The organism is Angustibacter sp. Root456, from assembly GCF_001426435.1.
In the GTDB taxonomy this organism is placed as follows: domain Bacteria; phylum Actinomycetota; class Actinomycetes; order Actinomycetales; family Angustibacteraceae; genus Angustibacter.
On sequence record NZ_LMER01000019.1, the window covers coordinates 249,048 to 272,935 of the forward strand.

The 23,888-nt window shown below is 72.7% G+C and carries 23 protein-coding genes and 1 pseudogene; 18 read left to right on the forward strand and 6 right to left on the reverse strand.

All coding sequences use genetic code 11. The annotated features are described in order from the left end of the window. Nucleotides 1-54: 54 nt before the first annotated feature. Genes rsmA through ASD06_RS14610 form a run of 5 tightly spaced genes read left to right on the forward strand, consistent with a single transcriptional unit; the run spans nucleotide 55 to nucleotide 4,960 of the window. Nucleotides 55-921, forward strand: a complete 867-nt coding sequence (gene rsmA / locus ASD06_RS14590) for a 16S rRNA (adenine(1518)-N(6)/adenine(1519)-N(6))-dimethyltransferase RsmA (protein WP_056679361.1) — start codon at nucleotides 55-57, stop codon at nucleotides 919-921. 9 nt (nucleotides 922-930) lie between these two features. Beyond that, nucleotides 931-1,863: a 4-(cytidine 5'-diphospho)-2-C-methyl-D-erythritol kinase gene (locus tag ASD06_RS14595; protein WP_056679210.1), complete on the forward strand. Its 933-nt coding sequence runs from the start codon at nucleotides 931-933 to the stop codon at nucleotides 1,861-1,863. A gap of 1 nt (nucleotide 1,864) precedes the next feature. Next, nucleotides 1,865-3,661 carry an ABC-F family ATP-binding cassette domain-containing protein gene (locus ASD06_RS14600; RefSeq protein ID WP_056679213.1) on the forward strand — a complete coding sequence of 599 codons (1,797 nt, stop codon included), beginning with the start codon at nucleotides 1,865-1,867 and terminating at the stop codon, nucleotides 3,659-3,661. 20 nt (nucleotides 3,662-3,681) lie between these two features. Further along, nucleotides 3,682-4,149 carry a hypothetical protein gene (locus ASD06_RS14605; protein ID WP_157371732.1) on the forward strand — a complete coding sequence of 156 codons (468 nt, stop codon included), beginning with the start codon at nucleotides 3,682-3,684 and terminating at the stop codon, nucleotides 4,147-4,149. Nucleotides 4,150-4,192: 43 nt separating this feature from the next. After that, entirely contained in the window at nucleotides 4,193-4,960 is a 768-nt protein-coding gene (locus ASD06_RS14610) for a 2-phosphosulfolactate phosphatase (protein WP_082538069.1), read from the forward strand. 104 nt (nucleotides 4,961-5,064) lie between these two features. On the opposite strand, the gene ASD06_RS14615 is transcribed toward ASD06_RS14610, so the two are convergent. After that, nucleotides 5,065-5,568, reverse strand: coding sequence for a MarR family winged helix-turn-helix transcriptional regulator (locus ASD06_RS14615; protein ID WP_056679218.1), 504 nt, complete (start codon nucleotides 5,566-5,568; stop codon nucleotides 5,065-5,067). Nucleotides 5,569-5,688: 120 nt separating this feature from the next. Here ASD06_RS14615 and ASD06_RS14620 point away from each other — a divergent pair, with 120 nt between their 5' ends. Beyond that, nucleotides 5,689-6,513 (forward strand): trans-aconitate 2-methyltransferase, encoded by an 825-nt coding sequence (locus tag ASD06_RS14620; protein WP_056679221.1) that lies wholly within the window; start codon nucleotides 5,689-5,691, stop codon nucleotides 6,511-6,513. Beyond that, complete coding sequence (locus ASD06_RS14625; protein WP_056679224.1) at nucleotides 6,510-6,884, forward strand: VOC family protein; 375 nt, start codon at nucleotides 6,510-6,512, stop codon at nucleotides 6,882-6,884. Before ASD06_RS14620 ends, ASD06_RS14625 begins: the two co-directional genes overlap by 4 nt. 78 nt (nucleotides 6,885-6,962) lie before the next feature. On the opposite strand, the pseudogene ASD06_RS14630 reads toward ASD06_RS14625, so the two are convergent. Further along, nucleotides 6,963-7,520: pseudogene (locus ASD06_RS14630) on the reverse strand (TetR/AcrR family transcriptional regulator); the annotation flags it as partial. Nucleotides 7,521-7,802: 282 nt separating this feature from the next. Between ASD06_RS14630 and glmU the strand changes: the two are divergent. The 6 genes from glmU to ASD06_RS14655 all read left to right on the forward strand — a co-directional run bounded on the left by glmU (nucleotide 7,803) and on the right by ASD06_RS14655 (nucleotide 13,276). After that, nucleotides 7,803-9,275 carry a bifunctional UDP-N-acetylglucosamine diphosphorylase/glucosamine-1-phosphate N-acetyltransferase GlmU gene (glmU, locus tag ASD06_RS14635; RefSeq protein ID WP_082538071.1) on the forward strand — a complete coding sequence of 491 codons (1,473 nt, stop codon included), beginning with the start codon at nucleotides 7,803-7,805 and terminating at the stop codon, nucleotides 9,273-9,275. Next, the gene (locus ASD06_RS14640) at nucleotides 9,272-10,249 is read left to right on the forward strand and encodes a ribose-phosphate diphosphokinase (protein ID WP_056679230.1); all 978 of its coding nucleotides are present in this window, start codon (nucleotides 9,272-9,274) and stop codon (nucleotides 10,247-10,249) included. The genes glmU and ASD06_RS14640 overlap by 4 nt, the downstream gene beginning before the upstream one ends. Nucleotides 10,250-10,424: 175 nt before the next feature. Continuing rightward, entirely contained in the window at nucleotides 10,425-10,544 is a 120-nt protein-coding gene (locus ASD06_RS18970; RefSeq protein WP_157371735.1) for a lasso RiPP family leader peptide-containing protein, read from the forward strand. Nucleotides 10,545-10,665: 121 nt separating this feature from the next. Then, entirely contained in the window at nucleotides 10,666-11,844 is a 1,179-nt protein-coding gene (locus tag ASD06_RS14645; RefSeq protein ID WP_255354503.1) for an asparagine synthase-related protein, read from the forward strand. Further along, nucleotides 11,841-12,308: a lasso peptide biosynthesis B2 protein gene (locus ASD06_RS14650; protein ID WP_056679236.1), complete on the forward strand. Its 468-nt coding sequence runs from the start codon at nucleotides 11,841-11,843 to the stop codon at nucleotides 12,306-12,308. The genes ASD06_RS14645 and ASD06_RS14650 overlap by 4 nt, the downstream gene beginning before the upstream one ends. Further along, nucleotides 12,305-13,276: a hypothetical protein gene (locus ASD06_RS14655; RefSeq protein WP_056679239.1), complete on the forward strand. Its 972-nt coding sequence runs from the start codon at nucleotides 12,305-12,307 to the stop codon at nucleotides 13,274-13,276. Before ASD06_RS14650 ends, ASD06_RS14655 begins: the two co-directional genes overlap by 4 nt. On the opposite strand, the gene ASD06_RS14660 is transcribed toward ASD06_RS14655, so the two are convergent. Continuing rightward, on the reverse strand, nucleotides 13,252-15,099 hold the full coding sequence (locus tag ASD06_RS14660; RefSeq protein ID WP_056679241.1) for an ABC transporter ATP-binding protein: 1,848 nt from the start codon (nucleotides 15,097-15,099) through the stop codon (nucleotides 13,252-13,254). The two genes, ASD06_RS14655 and ASD06_RS14660, sit on opposite strands and share 25 nt — an antisense overlap. A gap of 264 nt (nucleotides 15,100-15,363) precedes the next feature. Between ASD06_RS14660 and ASD06_RS14670 the strand changes: the two genes are divergently transcribed. The 4 genes from ASD06_RS14670 to ASD06_RS14685 all read left to right on the forward strand — a co-directional run bounded on the left by ASD06_RS14670 (nucleotide 15,364) and on the right by ASD06_RS14685 (nucleotide 19,781). Continuing rightward, nucleotides 15,364-16,029: a 50S ribosomal protein L25/general stress protein Ctc gene (locus ASD06_RS14670; protein WP_056679247.1), complete on the forward strand. Its 666-nt coding sequence runs from the start codon at nucleotides 15,364-15,366 to the stop codon at nucleotides 16,027-16,029. Then, nucleotides 16,026-16,628 (forward strand): aminoacyl-tRNA hydrolase, encoded by a 603-nt coding sequence (pth, locus tag ASD06_RS14675; RefSeq protein ID WP_056679250.1) that lies wholly within the window; start codon nucleotides 16,026-16,028, stop codon nucleotides 16,626-16,628. Before ASD06_RS14670 ends, pth begins: the two co-directional genes overlap by 4 nt. Nucleotides 16,629-17,152: 524 nt before the next feature. Then, nucleotides 17,153-18,436, forward strand: a complete 1,284-nt coding sequence (locus tag ASD06_RS14680; protein WP_200942228.1) for a sugar transferase — start codon at nucleotides 17,153-17,155, stop codon at nucleotides 18,434-18,436. Then, the gene (locus ASD06_RS14685; protein WP_056679256.1) at nucleotides 18,426-19,781 is read left to right on the forward strand and encodes a glycosyltransferase family 4 protein; all 1,356 of its coding nucleotides are present in this window, start codon (nucleotides 18,426-18,428) and stop codon (nucleotides 19,779-19,781) included. Before ASD06_RS14680 ends, ASD06_RS14685 begins: the two co-directional genes overlap by 11 nt. Nucleotides 19,782-19,792: 11 nt before the next feature. On the opposite strand, the gene ASD06_RS14690 is transcribed toward ASD06_RS14685, so the two are convergent. The 3 genes from ASD06_RS14690 to ASD06_RS14700 are packed head-to-tail and all read right to left on the reverse strand — an operon-like array spanning nucleotide 19,793 to nucleotide 23,216. After that, nucleotides 19,793-20,947, reverse strand: a complete 1,155-nt coding sequence (locus ASD06_RS14690) for a nucleotidyltransferase family protein (RefSeq protein WP_056679259.1) — start codon at nucleotides 20,945-20,947, stop codon at nucleotides 19,793-19,795. Between the two features lie 23 nt (nucleotides 20,948-20,970). Next, complete coding sequence (locus tag ASD06_RS14695) at nucleotides 20,971-22,473, reverse strand: O-antigen ligase family protein (protein ID WP_056679262.1); 1,503 nt, start codon at nucleotides 22,471-22,473, stop codon at nucleotides 20,971-20,973. Further along, nucleotides 22,470-23,216, reverse strand: a complete 747-nt coding sequence (locus tag ASD06_RS14700) for a hypothetical protein (protein ID WP_056679265.1) — start codon at nucleotides 23,214-23,216, stop codon at nucleotides 22,470-22,472. Before ASD06_RS14700 ends, ASD06_RS14695 begins: the two co-directional genes overlap by 4 nt. Nucleotides 23,217-23,481: 265 nt before the next feature. Between ASD06_RS14700 and ASD06_RS14705 the strand changes: the two genes are divergently transcribed. After that, entirely contained in the window at nucleotides 23,482-23,742 is a 261-nt protein-coding gene (locus ASD06_RS14705) for a PqqD family protein (RefSeq protein WP_056679268.1), read from the forward strand. Nucleotides 23,743-23,888: the final 146 nt, after the last annotated feature.

Here is a 23,888-nt window from a genome sequence, read left to right on the forward strand (position 1 = left end):
CACCCCGACCCGTGCGTGCACTTCGGACCCGAAGTGCACGCACNGAGTGGCGGCGTGACGAACGCCGACGGCCTCCTGGGCGGCTCCGACGTCCGCGCCCTGGCCGACGCGCTCGGCCTGCGCCCGACCAAGCAGCGCGGGCAGAACTTCGTCATCGACGCGAACACGGTGCGCCGCATCGTGCGAGCCGCTGACGTCGGCTCCGACGACGTCGTGGTCGAGGTCGGCCCCGGGCTCGGCTCGCTCACGCTGGCCCTGCTCGACGTCGTGCAGCGCGTCGTCGCCATCGAGGTCGACCCCCTGCTGGCGCAGGCGTTGCCGGCCACGGTGCAGGCCCGGCGGCCGGACGTAGCCGACCACCTCGAGGTCGTCGCCGCCGACGCGTTGCACGTCGACGAGGTGCCCGGGCCGCCGCCCACCGCGCTGGTGGCCAACCTGCCCTACAACGTCTCGGTACCCGTGCTGCTGCACCTGCTCGAGCGGCTGCCGTCGCTGCGCTCGGGGCTGGTCATGGTGCAGGCCGAGGTGGCCGAGCGCCTCGCGGCGCCTCCGGGCTCGAAGGCCTACGGCGTGCCGAGCGTCAAGGCCGCCTGGTACGCCGACGTCACCCGCGCGGGCAACGTCGGCCGCGCGGTGTTCTGGCCCGTGCCGAACGTCGACAGCGGGCTCGTGCGCCTCGTGCGCCGTCCCGAGCCGCAGAGTCAGGTGGGCCGGGCCGCGGTGTTCGCCGCCGTCGACGCCGCGTTCGCCCAGCGGCGCAAGACGTTGCGGGCGGCGCTCGCCGGCTGGGCGGGGTCGGCGCAGGCCGCGGAGGACGCCCTGCGGGCCGCCGGGATCGACCCCCGCACGCGCGGTGAGCAGCTCGGCGTGGCCGAGTTCGTCGCGCTCGCCGATGCGCGGGCGGCGCTGGCTCTCACCTAGGGTGGCTCCATGGCAGCCGACCGCACCTCCAGCGTGAGCGTGCGCGTGCCCGCCAAGATCAACCTCGACCTGTCGGTGGGAGGCGTTGCGCCCGACGGCTTCCACCCGCTGGCCACGGTCTTCCACGCCGTCAGCCTCTTCGACGACCTCACCGTCACGCCGGCGGCTGAGGGCATCACGCTCGAGGTCACGGGTGACCACGTCGAGGGCGTGCCCACCGACCGCACGAACCTCGCCGTGCGCGCGGCCCGACTCGTGGCCCGCCGCGCCGGCGTGGAGCGAGGGGCGCACCTCAAGCTGCACAAGGGGATCCCGGTGGCCGGCGGCATGGCCGGCGGGTCGGCGGACGCCGCCGCCGCGCTGGTGGCGTGCGACGCCGCGTGGAACGCATCGCTCGACCGCGCCGAGCTGCTCGAGCTCGCGGCCGAGCTTGGCTCCGACGTCGCCTTCGCGCTCGTCGGCGGCACCGCCATCGGCTCGGGCCGCGGCGAGCAGATCACGCCCGCGCTCGCCCGCGGCCAGTACCACTGGGTGCTGGCGCTCAGCGACGACGGCCTGTCGACGCCTGCGGTGTACGCGGAGTTCGACCGCCTCAGCGCAGGACGCGTGCTGCCCGAGCCCCGGGTCAGCGACGAGGTGATGCAGGCCCTGCGCAGCGGCGACAGCACGGCCCTGGGCCAGGCGCTTCGCAACGACCTGCAACCCGCCGCGTGCTCGCTGCGGCCGGACCTCGGCGACGTGCTCGACGTCGGGCTCGAGTACGGCGCGCTCGGCGGCGTCGTCAGCGGCTCCGGGCCCACCATCGCGTTCCTCGTGCGTGACCACGAGCACGCGCTCGACCTGTCGGTGGCGCTCACGGCTTCAGGGGCGTGCGAGACCGTGAAGCGCGCCCACGGGCCCGTGCACGGCGCCCGCATCGGCGACCTGCCGCGGCTGGGCTGACGTGGCCGTCAACCTGGTCAACCTCGAACGCGTCCGGCTGGCCTTCGGCACCCGGGTGCTGCTCGACGACGTCTCGCTCGGCATCGCCGCTGGTGAGCGCATCGGCGTGGTCGGGCGCAACGGCGGCGGCAAGAGCACGCTGCTGCGCGTGCTGGCCGCGCGCCAGGACGTCGACGACGGCCGCGTCACCCACACGGGCGGCCTGCGCGTCGCGGTGCTCGGCCAGGACGACGAGCTCGACCCGGCCTCCACCGTGCGCGCTGCGGTGGTGGGCGAGCGCGACGACCACGAGTGGGCGGGCGACGCGCGGATCCGCGACGTGGTCTCCGGCCTGCTCGGCGGACTGGACGCGGCCGGCGTGGGTGGGCTCGACGCCGTCGTCGGCCCCATGTCGGGTGGTGAGCGGCGCCGCATCGCCCTGGCCCGCCACCTCGTCGACGACCCCGACCTGCTGCTGCTCGACGAGCCGACCAACCACCTGGACGTCGAGGGTGTCGACTGGCTGGCCCGTCACCTCGCGGGCCGACGGCCGTCGTCCGCGTTCGTCGCGATCACCCACGACCGGTGGTTCCTCGACGCCGTCGCCACCGCGACGTGGGAGGTGCACGACGGCGCGGTCGACGCCTACGACGGCGGCTACGCGGCGTACGTGCTGGCCCGGGCCGAGCGCAACCGCCTCGCCAGCACCACCGAGGAGCGCCGGCAGAACCTGCTGCGCAAGGAGCTCGCGTGGCTGCGGCGCGGCCCGCCCGCGCGCACGAGCAAGCCGCGCTTTCGGATCGACGCGGCCAACGCGCTCATCGCCGACGTGCCACCGGCCCGTGACGACGTCGAGCTGATGCGCTTCGCCACCACGCGCCTGGGCAAGGACGTCATCGACCTCGAGGGCATCACGGTGCGCCTCGGCGACCGCACCTTGCTCGACGACGTCACCTGGCTGCTCGGGCCGGGCGACCGCATCGGCCTGGTGGGCGTCAACGGCTCCGGCAAGTCGACGCTGCTGCGCGTGCTGAGCGGCGAGATCGCTCCGGCGTCCGGGCGGGTCAAGCGCGGCAAGACCGTGCGCCTGGCCTTCCTGACGCAGGAGGTGCGTGAGCTCGACGCGCTGGCCGACCGCAAGGTGGTGCAGGCGGTGGCGGACGTCCGGGAGGTCACGCGGCTCGGCGACCGCGAGGTGACGGCCTCGCAGCTCGCCGAGCGGCTCGGCTTCACCGGGCAGCGTCAGCAGTCGCTGGTGAAGGAGCTGTCGGGCGGTGAGCGGCGGCGCCTGCAGCTGCTGCGGCTGCTCATGGACGAGCCCAACGTGCTGCTGCTCGACGAGCCCACCAACGACCTCGACGTCGACACGCTCACCGCGCTCGAGGACCTGCTCGACGGCTGGGCCGGAACGCTCGTCGTGGTGTCGCACGACCGGTACGCGTTGGAGCGCATGTGCTCTCGCCAGCTCGCGCTGCTCGGCGACGGGCGGCTGCGCGACCTCCCCGGAGGCGTCGACGAGTACCTCGCGCTGCGGCACGCGCTGGAGGCCGGCGCGCCGGGCACGCCGCCGGCCGGCGCGGGGACGGCGGCCACGGGTCCGAGCGCCGAGGAGCAGCGCCAGGCCCGCAAGGAGATGGCGCGCCTGGAGCGGCAGGTCGAGCGGCTCGAGCGCCAGATCGCCGCGCTCCACGCCGAGATGGCCGAGAAGGCCACCGACCACCAGGCGGTCGCGGCGCTGGACGAGCGGCTGCGGGCCGTGCAGGCTGAGCGCGACGAGACCGAGACGCTGTGGATGGCGGCGGCGGACACCGCCGGCTGAACGCGCGACCAGGGGGACACGTGACGGTGCGCAAGGGGCTCGCGCTCGCGGTGGTGGTGGTGGCGCCCGTGCTCGCGGGGTGCACGCAGACGTCGCAGAGCCCGAGCGCTGACCGGCCCGCCTGGCCCCAGGTCGGGGAGTTCTTCGACGCTCACGGGCCGGTGGCGCTGCCGACCCGGCTTCCGCAGGGGCTGGCCGAGGCTCAGCCCGTGACGCTCGACGGGCAGCCGGCTGTCACCTTCGCCGTTCCAGACGAGCCGCTGGTCACCGTCTGCAGCGGCGACCTGCCGCGATGTCGCAGCGCGCTCGGCACGAGCCGCGAGGTGCGCAGCGGACGGGCGGACGGACTCGCGTTCGTGGTCGCCCTCGGCGGTCGCGAGGATCCAGGAGCCGAGCCCACGCTCAGCGCTGCGGGACGCTCGTTCTGGGCCGACGTGGCGCTGACCACGTCGAGGCCGAGCTGGGCTCGCGCCGTCGACGATCACTGAGCCCTGCATCGCGCCGGACGGCGTGCGGCTACGCTGCGGAGCCGTGACCGGGATCGAAGCTGCAGCGCCCCACGTGCAGGTGGACGTCGAGTGGGGGGTCTCGGGAGCCCGCAGCCTCACCGAGGGGCCCGACGCCGCGGACGTCGTCGTGGTCGTCGACGTGCTGTCGTTCTCGACCTCAGTGACCATCGCGTGCGAGCGCGGCGCCCGCGTGTGGCCGCACCCCGGCGGCGAAGCCGCTCACCAGCTCGCGCGCTCGCTGGAGGCGGTGCTGGCCGGCACCCGGTCGCACACCGCTGGGCCGTCGCTGTCGCCGGCGTCGCTGCTCGACCTGCCCGAGGGCGTGCGCCTGGTGCTGCCCTCGCCCAACGGCTCGTCGATCTCGCACGTGCTCATGGGCTCGCGCGCCACGGTGCTCATCGGGTGCCTGCGCAACGCCGACGCCGTGGCCAAGCGCGTGGCGTCCGAGGTCGAGGCCCGCACCGATCGTGGCACGCCGGACGCGCCGCTGCGGGTGGCCCTCATCCCGGCGGGGGAGCGCTGGGGTGACGGCTCGCTGCGCGTCGCCTACGAGGACCACGTGGGCGCTGGCGCCGTGGTCGCCCGGCTCGCTCAGGTGCTGGGTGCCGTGCGCCTGTCGCCGGAGGCGTTGGTGGCTGCGCGCGCGTTCGAGCAGCTCGCCGACCTGCGGGCCACGCCGTCGGGGCGCGAGCTGGTCGAGCGGGGCTTCGCCGACGACGTCGCGCTCGCCGAGCAGGTCGATGCGTCGTCCGTCGTCCCCGTGCTGCGCGACGGCTCCTTCACCGCCTGAGCGCCGCCCCGCCGCCCGCCCGTTGATCACGTTCAGTGGGTGACACTCCGCTTGCCGAGGGTTGCACCCCTCGACAACCGGTAGGAACCCTCGACCGGCACCGGTCAGGAGCGGGCGTCGAAGGGCGACACGAGCTCGCGCAGCAGGGCGGCGAGGTGCGCGCGGTCGGCACCGGTGAGTGACGCGAGCAGGTCGCGCTCGCGGTCGAGCAGGCCCGCGAAGGCGTCGTCGACGCGCCGGCGCCCCGCCTCGGTGAGCCGCACGATCACGCCGCGCCGGTCGCGGGGGTCGGGTAGCCGCTGCACCAGCCCGCGGGCGGTCAGCCGGTCGACCCGGTTGGTCATCGTCCCGCTCGTCACCAGGGTCTGGGTCACCAGCTGGCCGGGTGACAGCTCGTACGGCGCCCCGGCCCGTCGCAACGCCGACAGGACGTCGAACTCCCAGCTCTCGAGGTCGTGCTCGGTGAACGCGGCGCTGCGGGCGCGGTCGAGGTGGCGGGCCAGCCGGGACACCCGCGAGAGCACCTCCAGCGGCGCGACGTCGAGGTCCGGGCGCTCGCGCTGCCAGGCGGCGACGATGCGGTCGACCTCGTCCGGTGGCGTGCTCACGGTGTGAGTCTAGGCCGTCAAGCATCTTGACATCGAGAGAATCGCCAGGAAAGTCTCTTGACGTCAAGATATCTCGCTGTCAGGCTGACCGCGTCGCCGTCAGGTTTCTCGGGAGGACGCATGGTCAGCTGGGACCCCGCCGCCTACGCCCGTTTCGCCGCCGAGCGCAGCCGGCCCTTCGACGACCTGGTGCGACGCATCGGCGCCTCGCGCCCCGGCAGGGTCGTCGATCTCGGCTGCGGCGCCGGCGACCTCACGGCGTCGCTCGCCCGCCGCTGGCCGGCCGCGCAGGTGGTGGGCGTCGACTCCTCGCCGACGATGCTGCAGAAGGCGGCGGGTGAAGCGGACGCGCCCGACCTCGACGGCCGCCTGAGCTTCGTCGAGGCCGACCTCGCCGACTGGACGCCGGACGCCGCGGTCGACGTCATCGTCACCAACGCCGCGCTCCAGTGGGTGCCGCAGCACCTCGACCTTCTCTCGCGGTGGGTCGACGCACTCGCACCGGGTGGCTGGCTCGCCCTGCAGGTGCCGGGGAACTTCGCCGCGCCGTCCCATGCCCTGATGCGCGAGGTCGCCGCCGAGCCGCCGTTCGAGCAGCGCCTGGCCGGTGTGCTGCGTGGCCCGGAGTCGGTGGCGCAGCCCAGCGCGTACGCGACGCTGCTCGCCGACCTCGGCTGCGTCGTGGACGCCTGGGAGACGACGTACGTGCAGGTGCTCGACCCCGAGGGCCAGCTCGGCGACGACGCCGTGCTGGCCTGGGTATCAGGTACCGGCCTGCGTCCGGTGCTCGACGCCCTCGCCGACGAGCCCGAGCTGCGCGGGCGGTTCGTCGACGCCTACTCCGGGCGGCTGAGAGCCGCCTACCCCCGTCAGCCGTGGGGCACGCTGCTGCCGTTCCGCCGCGTGTTCTGCGTGGCCCACTTACCAGAGGAGGTGGCGGCATGAGCGTGCCGCTCGTGATCGGTCTGCACCACGTCCAGGTTTCTTGCCCCGCAGGCAGCGAGGACGCCCTGCGCGGCTTCTACCGCGACGTCCTCGGCATGAGCGAGGTGCCGAAGCCGCCGGTGCTCGCCGCGCGCGGCGGCGTGTGGTTCCGCTCGGGTGGCTGCGAGATCCACTGCGGCGTCGAGGACGGCTTCACGCCGGCCCGCAAGGCGCACCCCGGCATCGCCGTGTCGGACGTCGACGCGCTGGCCCAGCGGGTGGCGGACGCCGGACTGCCCGTCCGGTGGGACGACGCCCTCCCCGGCGTCCGGCGCTTTCACACCGAGGACCCGGTCGGCAACCGGATCGAGCTGCAGCAGGCGGCCGGCTGACCCACTGGTGAGGCCTTCCCGACCTTTCTCACCCGCAGAAGCGTCGCCAACGCGTCACAAGTGCCGGGGGGGGGGGGNCAGGCCGTTCCAGGCCAGGTTGACGACGTGCGCCGCCACCTCGTCACGCTTCGGCTTGCGCGCGTCGAGCCACCACTGCCCGGTGAGGGCGATCATGCCGACGAGCATCTGGGCGTACATCGGCGCGGTCTTGGGGTCCAGGCCGCTGCGCTTGAACTCGGCGGCCAGCAGGTGCTCGACCTGGCTGGCGACGTCGCTGATCAGGCTCGAGAACGTGCCCGTGGCCTGGGCGACGGGGGAGTCGCGCACGAGGATCCGGAAGCCGTCGGTGGAGCTCTCGATGTAGCCGAGCAGCCCCAGCGCGGCCTGCTCCACCAGCGCCCGCGCGCTGCCGCGGGTGCTCAGCGCGCCGGTGATCTCGTCGAGCAGGTAGCGGATCTCGCGGTCGACGACGACGGCGTAGAGCCCCTCCTTGCCACCGAAGTGCTCGTAGACCACGGGCTTGGACACCTGCGCGCGCGCGGCGATCTCCTCGACGCTGGTGCCCTCGAAGCCCTTCTCGGCGAACAGCTTGCGGCCGACGTCCAGCAGCTGCTCGCGCCGTTGCGGGCCGGTCATGCGGGCCCGTGCGCCGCGAGCGCCCTTGGCGGCCCGGCCGGCGCTCGCCCCACCGCCCACGGCCGCGGACGAGCGCGGCAGGGGCTCGGTCGCGGAGGGCTCGGCGGACGGGGTCATGGCCACCATCATGCCTCCCGCTGGCAGACTGGGGCCGTCGCGCCTGCCCGGGGCGTGGCGATCCGCCCTGGTGTAACGGCAGCACGCGGGCCTTTGGAGCCTTGCAGTCCACGTTCGAATCGTGGGGGCGGAGCTTGGCGGTTCCGAGCCGGGTAGCATGCCCGGGTGCCAGATCATCGCCCGGCCGCCGTCGTCGTCCTCGCGGCAGGCGAGGGCACCCGGATGAAGTCAGACCTCCCGAAGGTGCTCCACACCATCGGCGGGCGCTCGCTCCTCGGCCACGCCGTCGCCGCCGCCGAGGGGCTGCAGCCGGCCCACCTCGCCGTCGTGGTCGGTCACCAGCGCGAGCGGGTCGGCGAGCACGTCGCGCAGATCGCCCCCGAGGCCGTCGTCGCGCACCAGGACGACGTGCCCGGCACCGGGCGCGCCGTCCAGTGCGGCCTGCTGGCCCTGCCCGAGCTCAGCGGCACCGTGGTCGTGACGTACGGCGACGTCCCGCTCCTCAGCACCGACACCTTGCAGCGGCTGGTCGACGAGCACGAGGAGTCCGCCAGCGCCGTCACCGTGCTCACCGCCCACGTCGACGACCCCGCCGGCTACGGCCGCGTGATCCGCGACGCCGACGGGCAGGTGGCCCGGATCGTCGAGCAGAAGGACGCCGACGAGTCCGAGCGGGCCGTGCGCGAGATCAACTCGGGCATCTACGCCTTCGACGCCGGCGTGCTGCGCGAGGCGCTCGGGCAGGTGACCACCGACAACGCCCAGGGAGAGATGTACCTCACCGACGTGCTGGCCATCGCGCGCGCGGCCGGGCGGCGGGTCAGCGCCCTGCCGCTCGACGACGTGTGGCAGACCGAGGGCGTCAACGACCGCGTCCAGCTCGCCCGGATGGGCGCCGAGCTGAACCGCCGGGTGCTCGAACGCTGGATGCGCGCCGGCGTCACGGTGGTCGACCCGGCCAGCACGTGGGTCGACGTCCAGGCCACGCTCGGACGCGACGTCACGCTGCTGCCCGGCACCCAGCTGCACGGCAGCACGCGGGTCGCGGACGGCGCCACCGTCGGTCCCGACACCACGCTCACCGACGTCGTCGTCGGCGAGGGTGCGAGCGTCGTCCGCACGCACGGCAGTGAGGCGCAGGTCGGCGCCGGCGCCAGCGTCGGGCCGTTCGCCTACCTGCGCCCCGGCACTCGACTCGGCGAGCGAGGCAAGATCGGCACGTTCGTCGAGACCAAGAACGCCGACATCGGCGCCGGCTCGAAAGTGCCCCACCTGTCGTACGTCGGCGACGCCACCATCGGCGAGAGCACCAACATCGGCGCCGCCTCGGTCTTCGTGAACTACGACGGCGTCACGAAGTCGCGCACCACGATCGGCAGCCACTGCCGCACCGGTTCGGACAACATGTTCGTCGCGCCCGTGACCGTGGGCGATGGCGCGTACTCCGGTGCCGGCACGGTCGTGCGCAAGGACATCCCTCCAGGTGCGCTCGCGATCAACGTCGCGCCGCAGCGCAACATCGAAGAGTGGACGCTCACTAAGCGGCCGGGAACGCCTGCGGCCGAGGCGGCTGCCCGCGCCCTGGGCCGATCGGCACCCGGTACCGACCCCACCACCGAAGGGAACGCCTCGGCATGACCGGCATCACGACCACGGGCGAGAAGCGGCTCGTCCTGATCAGCGGCCGGGGCTACCCCGAGCTGGCCGAGGAGGTCGCGCACGAGCTGGGGGTCGAGCTCGTCGACACCACCGCCTACGACTTCGCCAACGGCGAGATCTACGTGCGGTTCCGCGAGAGCCTGCGCGGGTGCGACGCGTTCGTGATCCAGAGCCACACGGCGCCGATCAACGAGTGGATCATGGAGCAGCTGATCATGACCGATGCGCTCAAGCGCGCCTCGGCCAAGCGCATCAGCTGCGTCATCCCCTTCTACGGCTATGCCCGGCAGGACAAGAAGCACCGCGGCCGCGAGCCGATCTCGGCCCGCCTCGTGGCCGACCTGTTCAAGACCGCGGGTGCCGACCGGCTCATCTGCGTCGACCTGCACGCTGCCCAGATCCAGGGCTACTTCGACGGCCCGGTCGACCACCTGTGGGCGCTGCCCCTGCTGGCGCAGTACGTCGGGTCGCGCGTCGACCGCAGCAAGATCACGATCGTGTCGCCGGACGCCGGCCGCGTGCGGGTGGCCGACCAGTGGTCGGACAAGCTCGGTGCGCCGTTGGCGATCATCCACAAGCGCCGTGACCCGTCGGTGCCCAACCAGGTGAAGGTGCACGAGGTCGTCGGCGAGGTCGAGGGGCGCACCTGCGTGCTCGTCGACGACATGATCGACACCGCGGGCACGATCACCCAGGCGGCGGACGCGCTGTTCGAGCAGGGCGCAGCCGACGTCATCGTCACCGCGACGCACGCGGTGCTGAGCGGGCCGGCGGTCGACCGACTGCGGAACAGCCGGATCAGCGAGGTCATCGTGACCAACACGCTGCCGATCCCCGAGGACCGCCAGTTCCCGCAGCTCACGGTGCTGTCGATCGCTCCGCTCATCGCGCGGGCCATCCGCGAGGTCTTCGACGACGGCTCGGTCACGAGCCTGTTCGACGGGCAGGCCTGAGCGCCGCGGGCGGCCGCTGCTCGTTGCCCGCGGCCGAGTCGTGCGGTCACGCAGTGTGAGCGTGGCGCGCCGAAAGTAGTTCCCTCGAGTTTGTCGATTCGCCAGACGCTCACGGTGCGTGGTCCCTACGGTCGAGACCACGACGGAGGATGCGAGCATTGAGGGGAGGTTCGACATGACGTACCAGACGCCGACCATCAGCGAGGTGGGTTCGGTTCGTTCGCTGACCCAGGCAGAGTTCCTCAGCGACGGGCAGGACAGCCTGACGTGGGTCTTCGGGCTCTTCGGGTCCTGAGCAACGACCGATCGGGGACCATCGCGCGCCGCGTAGCACGCGATGGTCCCCAGATTGTGGGTGGGGAGGGGTGAGGGTGAGTAGCCACTCGAGGGCGGCCGACACCGGGCTGGTCCGGAATGTGCCGGGTGCGTACTACCGGCCCTCGGCGTTCGAGACGGCGGCCAGCTGGGTCCACGGGTTACTTCCCCCGCCCGCCGAGCCGCCTCCAGCCGCTTGTCCTCGGGCCGCACTTGAAGCGGCGATCCTGCCGTCATTGCTCGCCGGGCCCTGCTTCGTCTTGTTCTCCGGCGGCCGCGACTCTTCGGCCGTGCTTGCGGTGGCGACGTTGCTGGCGCGCCGCGAGGGCCTCAGCGACCCCGTGCCTGTGACCCAGCGCTATCCCGCCTTCCCCGACTCGGACGAGTCGACCTGGCAGGAGCAGGTGGTACGGCACCTAGAGCTCGCGAACTGGGTGCGGCTCGACATCACCCCCGAGCAGAGCGACCTGCTCGGGGCCGACGCGCGGGCCGGGCTGCGCGAGCGAGGCGTGATCTGGCCCCCGGCGCTGCAGACGAAGGGCAGCGTCCTCGCGAGCGTCGGCGCAGGCTCGTTCCTCGGCGGCGAGGGGGGTGACGAAGTGCTCGGGGTGCGTCGTCCTCGCCCGCTGCGCACAGCGCTCGCGGGCGGGCGACCGAGCGTGGGCGACCTGCGCGCCGCCTCGGCTAGCGTGGCTCCGCGGCCGTTGCGAGAGCGCCGAACCCTCGCGCGCCTCCTGCGCTCGGACATGCAGCCATGGCTGCGCGAGGACTTCCGCCGCCAGCACTTCCGGCTCGTCGCAGCCGATCAGGCAGCTGAGCCGCTGGATTTCGTCGGCGCGCTCGCGTGGCTGCAACGGCGGCGCGGGTCGGCGCTCGCGGCGGGCAACTTCCGCAGGCTGGCCGCCGAGTACGCCTCCACGATCACGCAGCCCCTGCTGGCTCCTGCCTTCACGGCGGCGGTCGCGAGGAGCACCCATCGCTGGGGGTACCGATCGCGAACCGAGGCCATGGCCGCGCTCTTCGGCGACTGCCTTCCGCGGGCCGTCATCGAACGCCGGCAGAAGACGATGTTCAACCGTGCCTACGTCGGGGAGGGCTCGCGCACGTTCGCTCGCGAGTGGGACGGCTCCGGAGTCGACCACGACCTCGTCGACGCGGAGCGGCTGCGCCAGGAGTGGCTGGCCGACGTCCCGTCCGCGATCAGCACCGTGATGCTCCAGAGCGCCTGGCTCGCCTCGCAACAGCATGCTGGCCTGGCGCCAGAGCGGCCGGACGCATGAGTGCGCTCACGCGGCTGCTGCGTCGCCCCTCGGTTCGCGAGTGGCCGGAGATCGCCGTCTGCTGCGTCCTGGCGGTCGTGGTCGAGGGCGGTTTGCGCGTGGCGTCGCTGCCGCGACTCGCGCGATGGCTGGGTGTCCCGCTGGCGGACGACGACGGCGGGGCTGCGCCGCTGCGGGCCGCCCGGCTGGGCCCTCGCGCCGAACGTCAGTGGCGGGCGCTGCAGCGGGTGAGCCGTCACTGGCCGACGTCGTCGACGGGCCCGTGCCTGCGCTGGGCCCTTGTGGGTGGTCAGCGACTGCGGCGGCTGGAGCCGCGCCTGCGGCTCGGCGTGGCCAAGATCGACGGCGCGGTGCGTGCGCACGCGTGGCTCGAGGTCGGTGACCGCTGCCTTGACCCCCTCGGCGCTTCGCAGTTCCTCGCCCTGGCGCCCGTGGCACCGACTGAGCCTCGGGAGAGCGCATGAGCACGCCGCGTCAGCGGGTCCGGCTGTACGGCTTGCTCGTCGAGTCGGAGCTGGACCTGCACCAGGACCGTCTCGTCGACGGCGGTGGAGCGCCCGACGTCGTGCTGGAGTGGGGTGAGGACCTAGCCGACAACCGTGAACCACCGCCAGGGCGGGTGCTGCTGCACCACGAGCTCGCGCCCGGGGTCGCGTACACCTTCGCGCAAGGCGACGACGGCTCGTGCGTCCTGCGCTTCGCCGGTGCCTGCGACTTCGTCGTCGACCCCACCTTGTCGCGGGTGAGCGCGCACGTCGTCGACGGCTGCGAACCCGAGTTCGCGTCGGTGCTCGCCAGCGGCGCCGTGCTGTCGTTCTTGCTGCTCATGCGGGGCGAGCTGGTGCTGCACGCCAGCGCCGTCGAGGTGGACGAGTCGGCGCTGGCGTTCATCGGCTACTCAGGCATGGGGAAATCCACGATGGCTGCGCTCGTGGCGGCAGAGGGTGGGCGCCTGGTCACCGACGACGTGCTGCGCGTTCAGCTCGACCCGGACGCCGCCCGCTGCTACCTCGGGGCCACGGAGCTGCGCCTGCGCAAGGCCGCCACCGAGCTGGCCGAGCGCTTCGGTGACCGGCCGGCGCGACGCACGACCAGCGACCAGCGCGACGCGCTGCGTCTCACCGGCGCCAGCATGGAGCGGCTCCCGTTGACGGCGGTCGTGGTGCCGCGGCCACGTCGCGACGTCGATGAGCTGGCGGTGACGCGGCTCACCGGAGGCGAGGCTCTGCTCTCGCTCGTGCGCTACCCGCGGCTGCTCGGCTGGCAGGACGAGCGCGTGCAGGCCGAGCAGTTCTCCCATCTGGCCCGGCTCTGCGAGCTCGTGCCGATCTACGTCGCGGACGTCCCGTGGGGGCCGCCGTTCAGCCCGGACCTCGGTGTCCGGCTGCTCGATGCCGTCGGGATGTGTCAGTCGCCGGCGGGCCGCACGTAGGCGTCGGCCTGCAGCCGGAAGAGCTCGCTGTAGGTGCCGCCCGAGGCCATGAGCTCGTCGTGGGAGCCGTGCTCGACGATGCGACCCTCGTGCATGACGTAGATGAGGTCGGCGTCGCGCACCGTCGACATCCGGTGCGAGATGTACAGCACCGTCCGGCCCGCGAGCATCTCCCGCAGCGACCGGAAGAGGTCGGCCTCGGCGCGTGGGTCGAGCGACGCGGTCGGCTCGTCGAGGATCACGAACGGTGCGTCGCGGTAGAACGCGCGGGCCAGCGCGACACGCTGCCACTGGCCCAGCGACAGGTCGGTGCCACCCGCGAACATGGTGCTGAGCACGGTCTCGTACCCGGCGGGCAGCCGGGACAGCAGCCCGTGCGCGCCGGCGCGCTCTGCGGCGTTCTGCACCGCGGGCTGCGACGAGGGGAGCGTCGGGTCACCGAAGGCGATGTTCTCGGTTGCGGAGAGCTTCCAGCGCACGAAGTCCTGGAAGATCACGCTCACCGCCCGACGCAGCCCGGCGCGCTCGTAGGTGCGCACGTCGGTTCCGTCCCAGCGGACGGCGCCGCTGTCGACGTCGTACAGCGCGGCCAGCACCTTGGCGAGCGTCGACTTTCCCGAGCCGTTCTCGCCGACGAGCGCGATGACCTGCCCCCGACGCAGCGTCAGTGAGACTCCTCGCAGGGCAGCCTCGCTCGTGCCCGGGTAGGCGAACGTGACGTCGTCGACGTCCAGCCGCTCGAACCCAGCGGGGGCGGGCGCGCCGCCCTCCACGGTCTCGGCTTGCTCGCCCAGTCGGAAGAAGGCGTCGAGGTCGTCCAGGAACAGGCCCGACTCGAAGATCTGCTGCGCGCTGGCGAAGAGGAGGTTGAGCTGGGCGGCCAGCAACCGGACGGCGACGATGGCCGCACCCGCCTGAGCCAACCCGATCCGCCCGTCGCTCACGAGCCAGATCATCGCGAGCAAAGTCAGGGCGAGCAGCGCCGACGACGCCAGCGAGCTGGCCAGCGCGAGGCGACTGCGCCGCCCGACGTGGACGCGCAGAGCGCTCACGTAACGGTCGTAGACGTCTGAGTACCTGCGCCGCAGGGCCTGCACCAGCCCGAACGCGCGGACCTCCTTGGCCTCATCGCGCCCGGTCTGCGCCATGGCGAGGTAGGTGCGCATCCGCTGCACCGGGACCTGGGCCATCGTGAACTGAAACTCCAACCGACTGGCCCGCCGGGTGGCGAGGAGCATCGGGATCCCCGAGAGCAGGAGCAGCGGGAGCAGCAGCGGGTGCAAGGCGATGATCGCGGCCGACAGGCCGACGCTGCCGAACAGGCCACCCGCCAGCGCGATGAGCCCCTGCGTCAGCATGAGCGGCCGCGTGACCGCGTTGGTCTGCACCCGTTGCACCTGGTCGTAGAAGCCGGGCGTCTCGTACGCGCGCAGGCTGACTCGCCCGGTCACGTCGAGGATGTCCTCCCAGGTGCGCTTGGAGACGAGCTCACCGAACAGCCGCCCGAGCTGCTGCTGGACGGCGGCCGAGACGGTGGTGAACGCCATCACCGCCGCCAGGGCCAGCACGGGCAGGGTGGCAGCCGTGACGCTCGCCCGCTCGGACTGGGTGGCGATGATGGCGTCGAGCACCGCCTTGGTGATCAGCACCTGGGCGGCGGCCACCAGGCCGGCGATGAGCTGCAGGGCGGCGTTGAGGACGAACAGCCGGCGATCGGCCACCCAGGCCAGGGCGACGCTGCGTGCGAGCAGGTGCCGCAGCCGGCCGAGCGAGCGTCGTTGGCGATGTGCCGCGAGGTTCAGCGACACGTAGTCCGAGCTCATGGCGACAGTGTCGTAGAGATCGGGCACGGGTGGGTCGATATCGCTCAAGCGGTCGGCAACGACGGCGATTTCCCGCGCGCGAGCGTCGCCGGTAGACTCGCGGGGTTGCCTCGGCGAGGGACGACGTACGACGGTGGACAGTTCACCTCGTGCTCGGCGTCCGTGATCGACGCGGTACCCGGCAGGGTGCCCATCGTGCTGCGTCCCGCGTCGAGGCCCGCCTCCGCACCATCCACGCCGACTGAGACCTCGAGGAGCACCACCGTGAGCGCCGACCTGACCCTCAACGCCGAGAGCCGCACCGAGTTCGGCAAGGGCGCCGCCCGCCGGATCCGCCGGGCCCACCAGATCCCCGCCGTCATGTACGGCCACGGCACCGACCCGGTGCACATCACGCTGCCCGGTCACGAGACGATGCTGGCGCTCAAGAACCCCAACGCCCTGTTGACGATCGTGCTCGAGGGCAAGGAGCAGCTGGCTCTGGCCAAGGACGTCCAGCGCGACCCGATCAAGCCGATCATCGAGCACGTCGACCTGGTCGTCGTCCGCAAGGGCGAGAAGGTGACCGTCGAGGTGCCCGTGCACGTCGTCGGCGAGGCTGGTCCGGAGACCGTCGTCCAGGTCGAGCACCAGACCATCGAGCTCGAGGTGGCCGCCACCGACATCCCGGAGAACGTCGAGGTGTCGGTCGAGGGGCTCCAGGCCGGCAGCCAGGTCCACGCTCAGGACGTCACCCTGCCTGCGGGCGCGACGCTCGTCACCGACGCCGAGGCGCTGGTCGTCAACGTCACCGCGCAGGTGACGGCCGAGGCCCTCGAGGCCGAGCTGGCCGAGGCCGAGGCCGAGGCCGGCATCGAGCACGAGGCCCCGGCCGAGGAGTCCGAGGCGCCCGCAGCCCAGGAGAGCGGCGAGGCCGCCGAGCAGGAGTGAGCGAGAGCGGCACCTGGCTGGTCGTCGGGCTCGGGAACCCGGGCCCGGCGTACGCCGGCAACCGGCACAACGTCGGTGCCATGGTGCTCGACGTCCTCGGCGCGCGCGTCGGGGGCGCGTTCAAGAGCCACCGCTCGCGCGCGGCTGTGCTCGAAGGGCGGCTCGGCGTGCTCCCCGGTGGGGCGCCCGGGCCGCGGGCCGTGCTGGCCAAGCCGTCGTCGTACATGAACGAGTCCGGCGGCCCGGTCAGTGCCCTGCTGAAGTTCTACAAGGTCGAGCCGGAGCGGCTGGTCGTCGTGCACGACGAGCTCGACATCCCCTTCGACCAGGTGCGCCTCAAGCTCGGCGGTGGCGAGGGCGGCCACAACGGGCTGCGCTCGATCAGCCGGTCGATCGGCACGCGCGACTACCTGCGGGTGCGGGTGGGCGTCGGACGTCCTCCCGGGCGCCAGGACCCCGCCGAGTTCGTGCTGCGCGACTTCTCCGGCAGCGAGCGCAAGGAGCTGCCGCTGCTGCTCGAGGACGCCGCCGACGCCGTCGAGCTGTTGGTGCAGCAGGGGTTGCTCGCCGCCCAGCAGCAGGTGCACGCACCCAGCTGAGTCACAACGTCACGGTTCGCCACGCTGCGTAGTGCCGGTGCGTCCGACCGGCTGTGAGTTTGCCCAAAGCCCGGCGAAGCCGAGCCGCCCCCCCATACCCTGAGTCACGACTTCCGGCGGGGAAGCCGATTCGGGGGAACAGTGCGTTACGGGCGTGGGTGGGGCAGAGCATGACAACGTACGACGAACCGGTGGGCGGGCGATCCACCGATCACCAGGCGTCGCCGCTGGGGGAGCGGCGTTCACCCACCTCGACGGTGCGGGTGTCATGGGCATCGCGACGTCCCTACGTCGCACCGAAGCCGCCAACGCCGCTGCTGCCTCGGCAGAACGGACCCAGGGACGGCGCGTCCACGCTGGACAAGTTCGAGCAGTTCGACCCCATCGCTCGCGCCGAACAGCGCCGGCGCGTCTGGGCTCGCCCGCTAGCCCGGCGCGCACTGGTGGGTGACGCCGCGAGCGCCGCGGTGGCGACAGCGGTCGTCGCGGGTACCGACCTACCCGCGAGGTCGGGGAACGCAGGCGTGACGCTGACGCTGCTGCTCGCCGTGACCGCCGCCGCGATGTGGTGCACGACGCTGTGGGTGCTGCGGGCCTACGACAGCCGGCGCATCGGCCAGGGGCCCGAGGAGTTCAGCATGGTCGGCCGCGCGGCGGTCACGATGCTGGTCGCCCTGGTGCTCGGGTCCTACCTCGCCAACCTCGTGCTGCCGCGCGGTTACGTGCTCGTCGCAGTGCCGGTGGCCGGCCTGGCGACCGCCGTGCACCGCTACGCGCTGCGACGCTGGCTGCACGCCCAGCGCCACGATGGCACCGCGCTGCTGCGCACGCTGGTCATCGGCTCGCCATCGGCGGTCGACGAGGTGGTGCGTGACCTGTCGACCGTGCATTACCACGGGTACGACGTCGTGGGTGCCTGCGTCCCGGCCGACATGACCGATGTCGAGATCGCGGACGACGTCACGGTGGTAGGCACGATGTCCGACGTCCCGCAGGCTGTGATCGACCACGAGGCCGACGTCGTGATCGTCGCCGGCTCAGGCCTGAGCAACTCCTCGCTGCGGCGGTTGTCGTGGGCGCTCGAGCGCACCGGCGCCGACCTGGTGGTCGCCCCCGGCCTGATCGAGGTCGCGGGCCCGCGCGTGCAGGTGCGACCGGCGGCCGGGCTGTCGCTGCTGCACGTCGAGTCTCCGGAGCGGCACCAGGGGCGGATGCTGGCCAAGGCGGTGCTCGACCGCTCGGTCGGCTTCGCGCTGTTCCTCGTCGCCCTGCCGATCATCGCCGTCAGCGCGCTGCTCGTCCGGCTGACCAGCAAGGGCTCGGCGTTCTACGCCCAGAGCCGGATGGGACGCGACGGGCAGCCGTTCACCATGTGGAAGCTGCGCTCGATGGTGGTCGACGCCGACCGGATGCGCACCGACGACCTGCTGCAGCGCAGCGATCGCGACGGGCTGATGTTCAAGATGCGCCGCGACCCGCGGGTGACCCCGGTGGGGCGCGTCCTGCGCCGCCTGTCGCTCGACGAGCTCCCGCAGCTGTGGAACGTGGTTCGCGGGGACATGTCGCTGGTGGGGCCTCGCCCGCCGCTGCCCTCGGAGTTCGCCGAGTACCACGACGCCGTCCACCGCAGGCTGCGGGTCAAGCCGGGCGTCACCGGCCTGTGGCAGGTCAGCGGACGCTCGGACCTCACGTGGGAGGAGTCGATCCGGCTCGACCTGCGCTACGTCGACAACTGGTCGGTGGCTCTCGACCTCCAGATCCTGTGGAAGACCGCGCGCGCCGTCGTCAAGGGGTCCGGTGCGTACTGAGTTCTTCCCGGGCCGCTCCCCGCGCGTCCTGATCGTCGTCCAGAACCTGCCCGTCCCGCTCGACCGACGCGTCTGGCTGGAGTGCCAGGCCCTCGTGCAGGCCGGGTACACGGTCTCCGTCATCTGCCCGAAGGGGCCTGGCGACCCCGCCCGTGAGGTGCTCGACGACGTCCACCTGTACAAGTACGCGCCGCCGCCCGCGGCGTCGGGCGCGCTCGGCTACCTGTGGGAGTTCCTGTACTGCTGGCTGCGTACCGCCTGGCTGTCGCTGCGGGTGCGGCGCGAAGTCGGCTTCGACGTGCTGCAAGCGTGCAACCCGCCGGACACCTACTTCGCCCTGGCCTGGCTGTACCGCGCGCGGGGCGTGCGCTTCGTCTACGACCAGCACGACCTCAACCCCGAGGTGTTCTTGTCGCGCTTCGGCCGCCCGCGCGGCCTGGTCGGCCGGCTGCAGTACCGGTTCCTCACCACCCTCGAGCGGTTGACCTTCGCCACGGCCGACCACGTCATCTCGACCAACGAGTCCTACCGCTCGGTCGCCATGGGGCGCGGGCACAAGGCGCCGCAGGACGTGACCGTGGTGCGCAGTGGCCCGGACACCAGCGTGATGCGCCCGGGTGAGCGGCACCCCGAGCTGCGGCGCGGCCGTGCTCATCTCGGCGTCTACCTCGGCATCATGGGCCCGCAGGACGGGCTCGACCGGCTGCTGCGCTCATGGCACCACCTGGTGCGCGACCTCGGCCGCACGGACTGCCACCTCGCACTGCTGGGCTTCGGCGACTGCCTCGAGGACCTCAAGGTCCAGGCGCACGAGCTCGGCCTCGACGACTACGTCACCTTCACCGGGCGGGCCGACCGCGAGATGGTCGCGCGCTACCTCTCGACCGCGGACGTCGGGCTCTGCCCCGACGACAAGAGCCCGCTCAACGACGTGTCGACCATGAACAAGACCATGGAGTACATGGCCTACGCGCTGCCCGTGGTCAGCTACGACCTGGTGGAGACGCGGGTGAGCGCGCAGGACGCCGCGGTCTACGTCGACGCCGACGACGAGGTGGCCTTCGCGCGCGCGGTGGCCGACCTGCTCGACGACGTCGACCGCCGCGTCACGCTGGCGCTGCGGGGCCGCGAACGGGCCCAGGCCGAGCTCGACTGGTACCCGCAGGCGCAGGCCTACGTCGGCGTCTTCGACCGGGTCACCGGGTTCCGGAGTCGGCCGCTGCCGCCCCGCCGCACCGCCTCGGGCGCTGGCCCCGACGAGTGGGGCCGCACGCTCGTCGACGTGAGCGACGAGCAGGCGCTCGCCGCGTTCGTCCGCGACGGCGAGCTCGCATCGGGCCGCTGAGCGTCGCTCGCTCAGCGCTCCCGGGCGACGGCGGCGAGGTAGTCGTGGCGGGCCTCGGCGTCCGGGTGGTCCTCGTGCAACGGGTTGGGCAGCGAGAAGTCGCGCGGCTCGCGCGACCGGGTCGAGTCGCGCACTGCGGCGACCGCGCTGGCCAGTGACGAGCGTCGGGTGTTCGCGAACACGATCTGACCCGAGAACCGCGTGCCGGGCGGGTTGGGCACCGGCCGCCAGGCGTCGGCCGCGTCGGCTACGCGCGACCACAGCGACGACCGGCGCAGCGGCTGCGGCACCGGCCGGCCGAAGAGCCGCTGGCTGCGACGCACCACGAGGTCGAGCAGCAGCCCGCACCCCGCGCGGTCAGCGCGCTCGCGCACGAGTGCGGGGTGGACCCCGGGTGCGGCCAGGGCCCGCTCGACGTCCTTGAACCACACCAGCTTGTGACCGCCCGAGTGGACGCTGTGGTAAGCCAGGTGCACGACGGTGTCGGCCGAGTCGAGGGTCGGCACGCGGTGGCCCGACAGGTCGACGTGCTGGGCCCGGGCCAGCAGCTCGGACGTCGACAGCACGAAGACCGAGCGCAGCTCGGCCTCGTTCACCAGGTTCCAGTGCAGGTCGAGGGCCGTGCCGTGCGGCAGGCGCAGCGTCAGCTCGGCCCGGTGCTGCTCGCGGATCATCGGCCAGTTGCGGTCGACGAGCTGGGATCCGGCGTCCTGCAACGCCTGCAGCGCCTCGCCGAGGTGCTCAGGGTGGACGAGGACGTCGAGGTCGCCGTACAGGCGAAGGTCGGGCCGCGCCCACAACGACTCCGCCAGCACTGGTCCCTTGACCACGACCCACGGCACGCCCGCCCCATCCAGCGCCTGCCGCACGGTTTCGAGCTCCGACAGCGACCGCATGTGCTGAAACAGCTGCGCTGCGTGCGCCCGGCGCAGCACGTCCGCCAGCTCGGCCGGCAGCTCCGGACGGCCGCGCGTGCCGACCCACACGGCTGGTGCGACACCGTGCTCGAGGGCGCCTCGGGCCAGCAGGTCACTGGGGAGGTGGGGCCAGGCGCCAGTGAGCGGCTCGCCGTCGAGGCAGTCGATGAGCACCCGGCGGAAGTCGGCGCGCTGTCGGCGCGAGAGCATCGACGCGGGGGCCTCGGCAGCGGTGGACGCCGTCGACACGGGCGGGCCTCCTTCGCGCGATGTCAGGCAGAGACGGCGGGGAGGCGATGATGCGGCGCGGCGGCCTCCGCGGCGGCGCCGGCGTGCCGCGTCATGGACCATAGCGCGCCGGCGCATCCGCAGAGCAGGAACACGAGGAACCCGGTCTGGCGGAAGCTGAGCTCGTCGAACGTGATGCTCGACACGGCGAGCGAGGCGATCGAGCCGGCCAGCGCCTGGCCGAGCGAGCGGGTCGCGGGGTCGGTCGATCGCTTGCGAGCTCCTCGGGCCACACCCATCCCTACGACGAACAGCGCGATCAGGGCGCCCAGGGCGAGCAAGCCGCCCTCGAGCAGCGAGCCGAGGTACTGGTTGTCGAGGTAGAAGTACTGGAAGGGCTGGAACGTGCCGAGGCCGCGTCCCATGACCCAGTGCCCCTCGAGCAGCCCCGGCAGCTTGGCGTAGTCCTGAGTGCGGCCGTTGATGCTGGGGTCCTCGGTGCCGATGAACAGCAGGCTGCGCAGGGTGCCGAGCAGCCCGGGCACCGCAGCGCGGAACAAGCCACCGCCGAGCACAGCCAGCACCAGGGCGTTGAGCCGCGTGCGTGGATTCCACTGCACGAACATGAACGCCAGCCCGACGACGACCGCGACGATGGCTGACCGCGACACCGTCATCGGCAGCACCGCGAGCAGCAGCAGTGCCGCGAAGCCGGCCGCCTGCCGCCGGCCGCGCGTCGGAGCGTGCGACAGGTAGTGCAGGGCGAGCGGCACGAGGGCGGCCAGGGCGACGGCGTACTCGATCGGGTGCCCCGCCGCGCCGTCCACACGCTGGAAGTTCGCCCGGGTGTCGTTGACGATGTCGACGTTCGACGTCAGACCGGGCAGCCGCATGATGGCCTGATAGTTGAAGCCGTGGAGCACGAACTCGGCGACCCCGATCGCCGCGGCGGCGCCCCCGATGAGGACGACGCGGAACAGCAGCGTGTCGAGACGCCGGCGGTTGGTGATGGCGTCGCAGGCGAGCAGCACGATGCCCAGCTCGGCGAGCACCGGGAACAGGCTGCGCGAGGACCCGGACAGCTCGATGGGCGTGAGCGGGCGAGTAAGGCCGGCGGCGTAGGCGAGTCCGGCCGTCAGCGCGAAGACGAGCACGACCCACCGCAGCGGGTGACCCGGCTCGGCCGGCACGGTGTTGAGCACCCGCCCGGCCGCCCAGGCACCGAGGCCCACGAGGGCCACCAGCAGAGCAGGCTGGCCAACCGACCGAAGTGGGCCGACGAGCACGTAGGGCTCGGGGAGCAGGAACACCAGGGCCAGCACGGCCGTCAGCACCGCGGTGGCGTCGCGCGTCGACAGCGTGACGACGCTGGCGATGATGGTGAGCACCAGCAAGCCGGCGACGGCGAGGCCGAGCAGCGACGAGCGCGAGACGGCGACGGCGCCGACCGCACCAGCGACCACGACGACCAGCGCTGCTGCGGTACGGACGGCCCGGGCGGTGGATCGGCGGGAGGGGCCGGGGACGGCGGCGGCCTCGCTCGTCACCGCACCGGCTCTGCCTTGTGCGATGAGCCGTGGCTGTGCGGCCGCTCGTCGTCGCCGTCGAGCATGGCCTCGAGCTGGCGGCGCCGACGGCGGCGCGTAGCGAGGCGCTCGACCACCAGCGCGAGTCCCGCGGCGGCGAGGCAGCCGACGCCGGTGATGGCGATAAGCAGCTTCAGGGGCGAGGGCGGGGGGAGCTGGAGGATCTCGGGTTGAGCCGTGACGGTGGTCGTCAGCTGGGCCAGACGCGGCGCACCCAGGCGGCTCTGGATCTGCTCGGCGCGCTGGGGCGCGGCGGCCAAGACGTTCTTCAGTGTCTGCTCGACGGCCTGCGGTGTCGGGCCCGAGGCGGAGACGATGATGGACGCAGAGTTCTGCGGCGCCGCGACGGAGTAGAACCGACCCGTCGCCAGCGTCGGGCCGTCGGGCGTCGAGGGCTGCAACGGGGTCAGGCCGGGGGCGGCGAGCTCGCGCTGCGTCGTCGGCGACGACAGGTCGGCCACGAGCGTCTCGGTGAGCAGCCCGTAGCCGCCGCCGGCGAGCAGCGGGTTCTTGGTGCGCGGGTCGGGCTGGTTGGGCTTGAGCTCGTCGGCGTGGGTGTAGATCAGCGCGAACGCGGCCGTGCCGGAGTACGACGAAGGACGGCTGGACGTCATCGACAGGCCGGCACCGACGGCGAGCAGGATGACGGGCAGCACCACGTACCACCGTCGCAGGCAGACCTTGGCAACGTCGAGCGCGTCCACTGAGTCGTCCCTAGCTCTTTCCCTCGAGTACCGCCGGATGCGTCGCAGGAGCACAGCCTGCGGGCGACTTCGCTTCGAGGGTAGCCCGGCGGAGTCATGGTGCGGGTGGAGGTTTGGAGTAGAGGACGTGAATGACCCGATCGGGTGCCCGGGAGCGGGCCGCCCAACCACCTGACGTGCGGTGCAGTGTCGCCCTAGTCTGAGCGCAGCAGGAGGGCGTCGGAGTCGACCGGCGGGCACGGCACAAGGGATGAGGACGGGGACCATGCGCTTGCGCACCGAGGGCCTGACATGGCGCGAGATCGACGGCGAGACGGTGGTGCTGGACTTGCAGGCGTCGACGTACCTGAGCACGAACGGCACCGGCTCATTCCTGTTGCAGCAGCTGGCCGAGGAGCGCACGCGCGACGAGCTGGTCGATGCCCTCGTCGCCGAGTACGAGGTCGACCGGCCTCGCGCCGAGGCCGACACGGACGCGTTCGTGGCCACGCTGCGCGAGAAGGGCCTGCTCGAGGGGGCGTCCTAGCGCTAGTGCCGTCAGGCGCACCATCCCCGCGCGCTCAGCACGTCGTGTCACCCGTCCGGGCGAGTTGCCGCAAAGAGGCTACGCGACGTGAAAGCCCTCGTTAGCCTGATCCGGCAGGCAAGTCGGTGACCGTGGCTCTCGGGGGG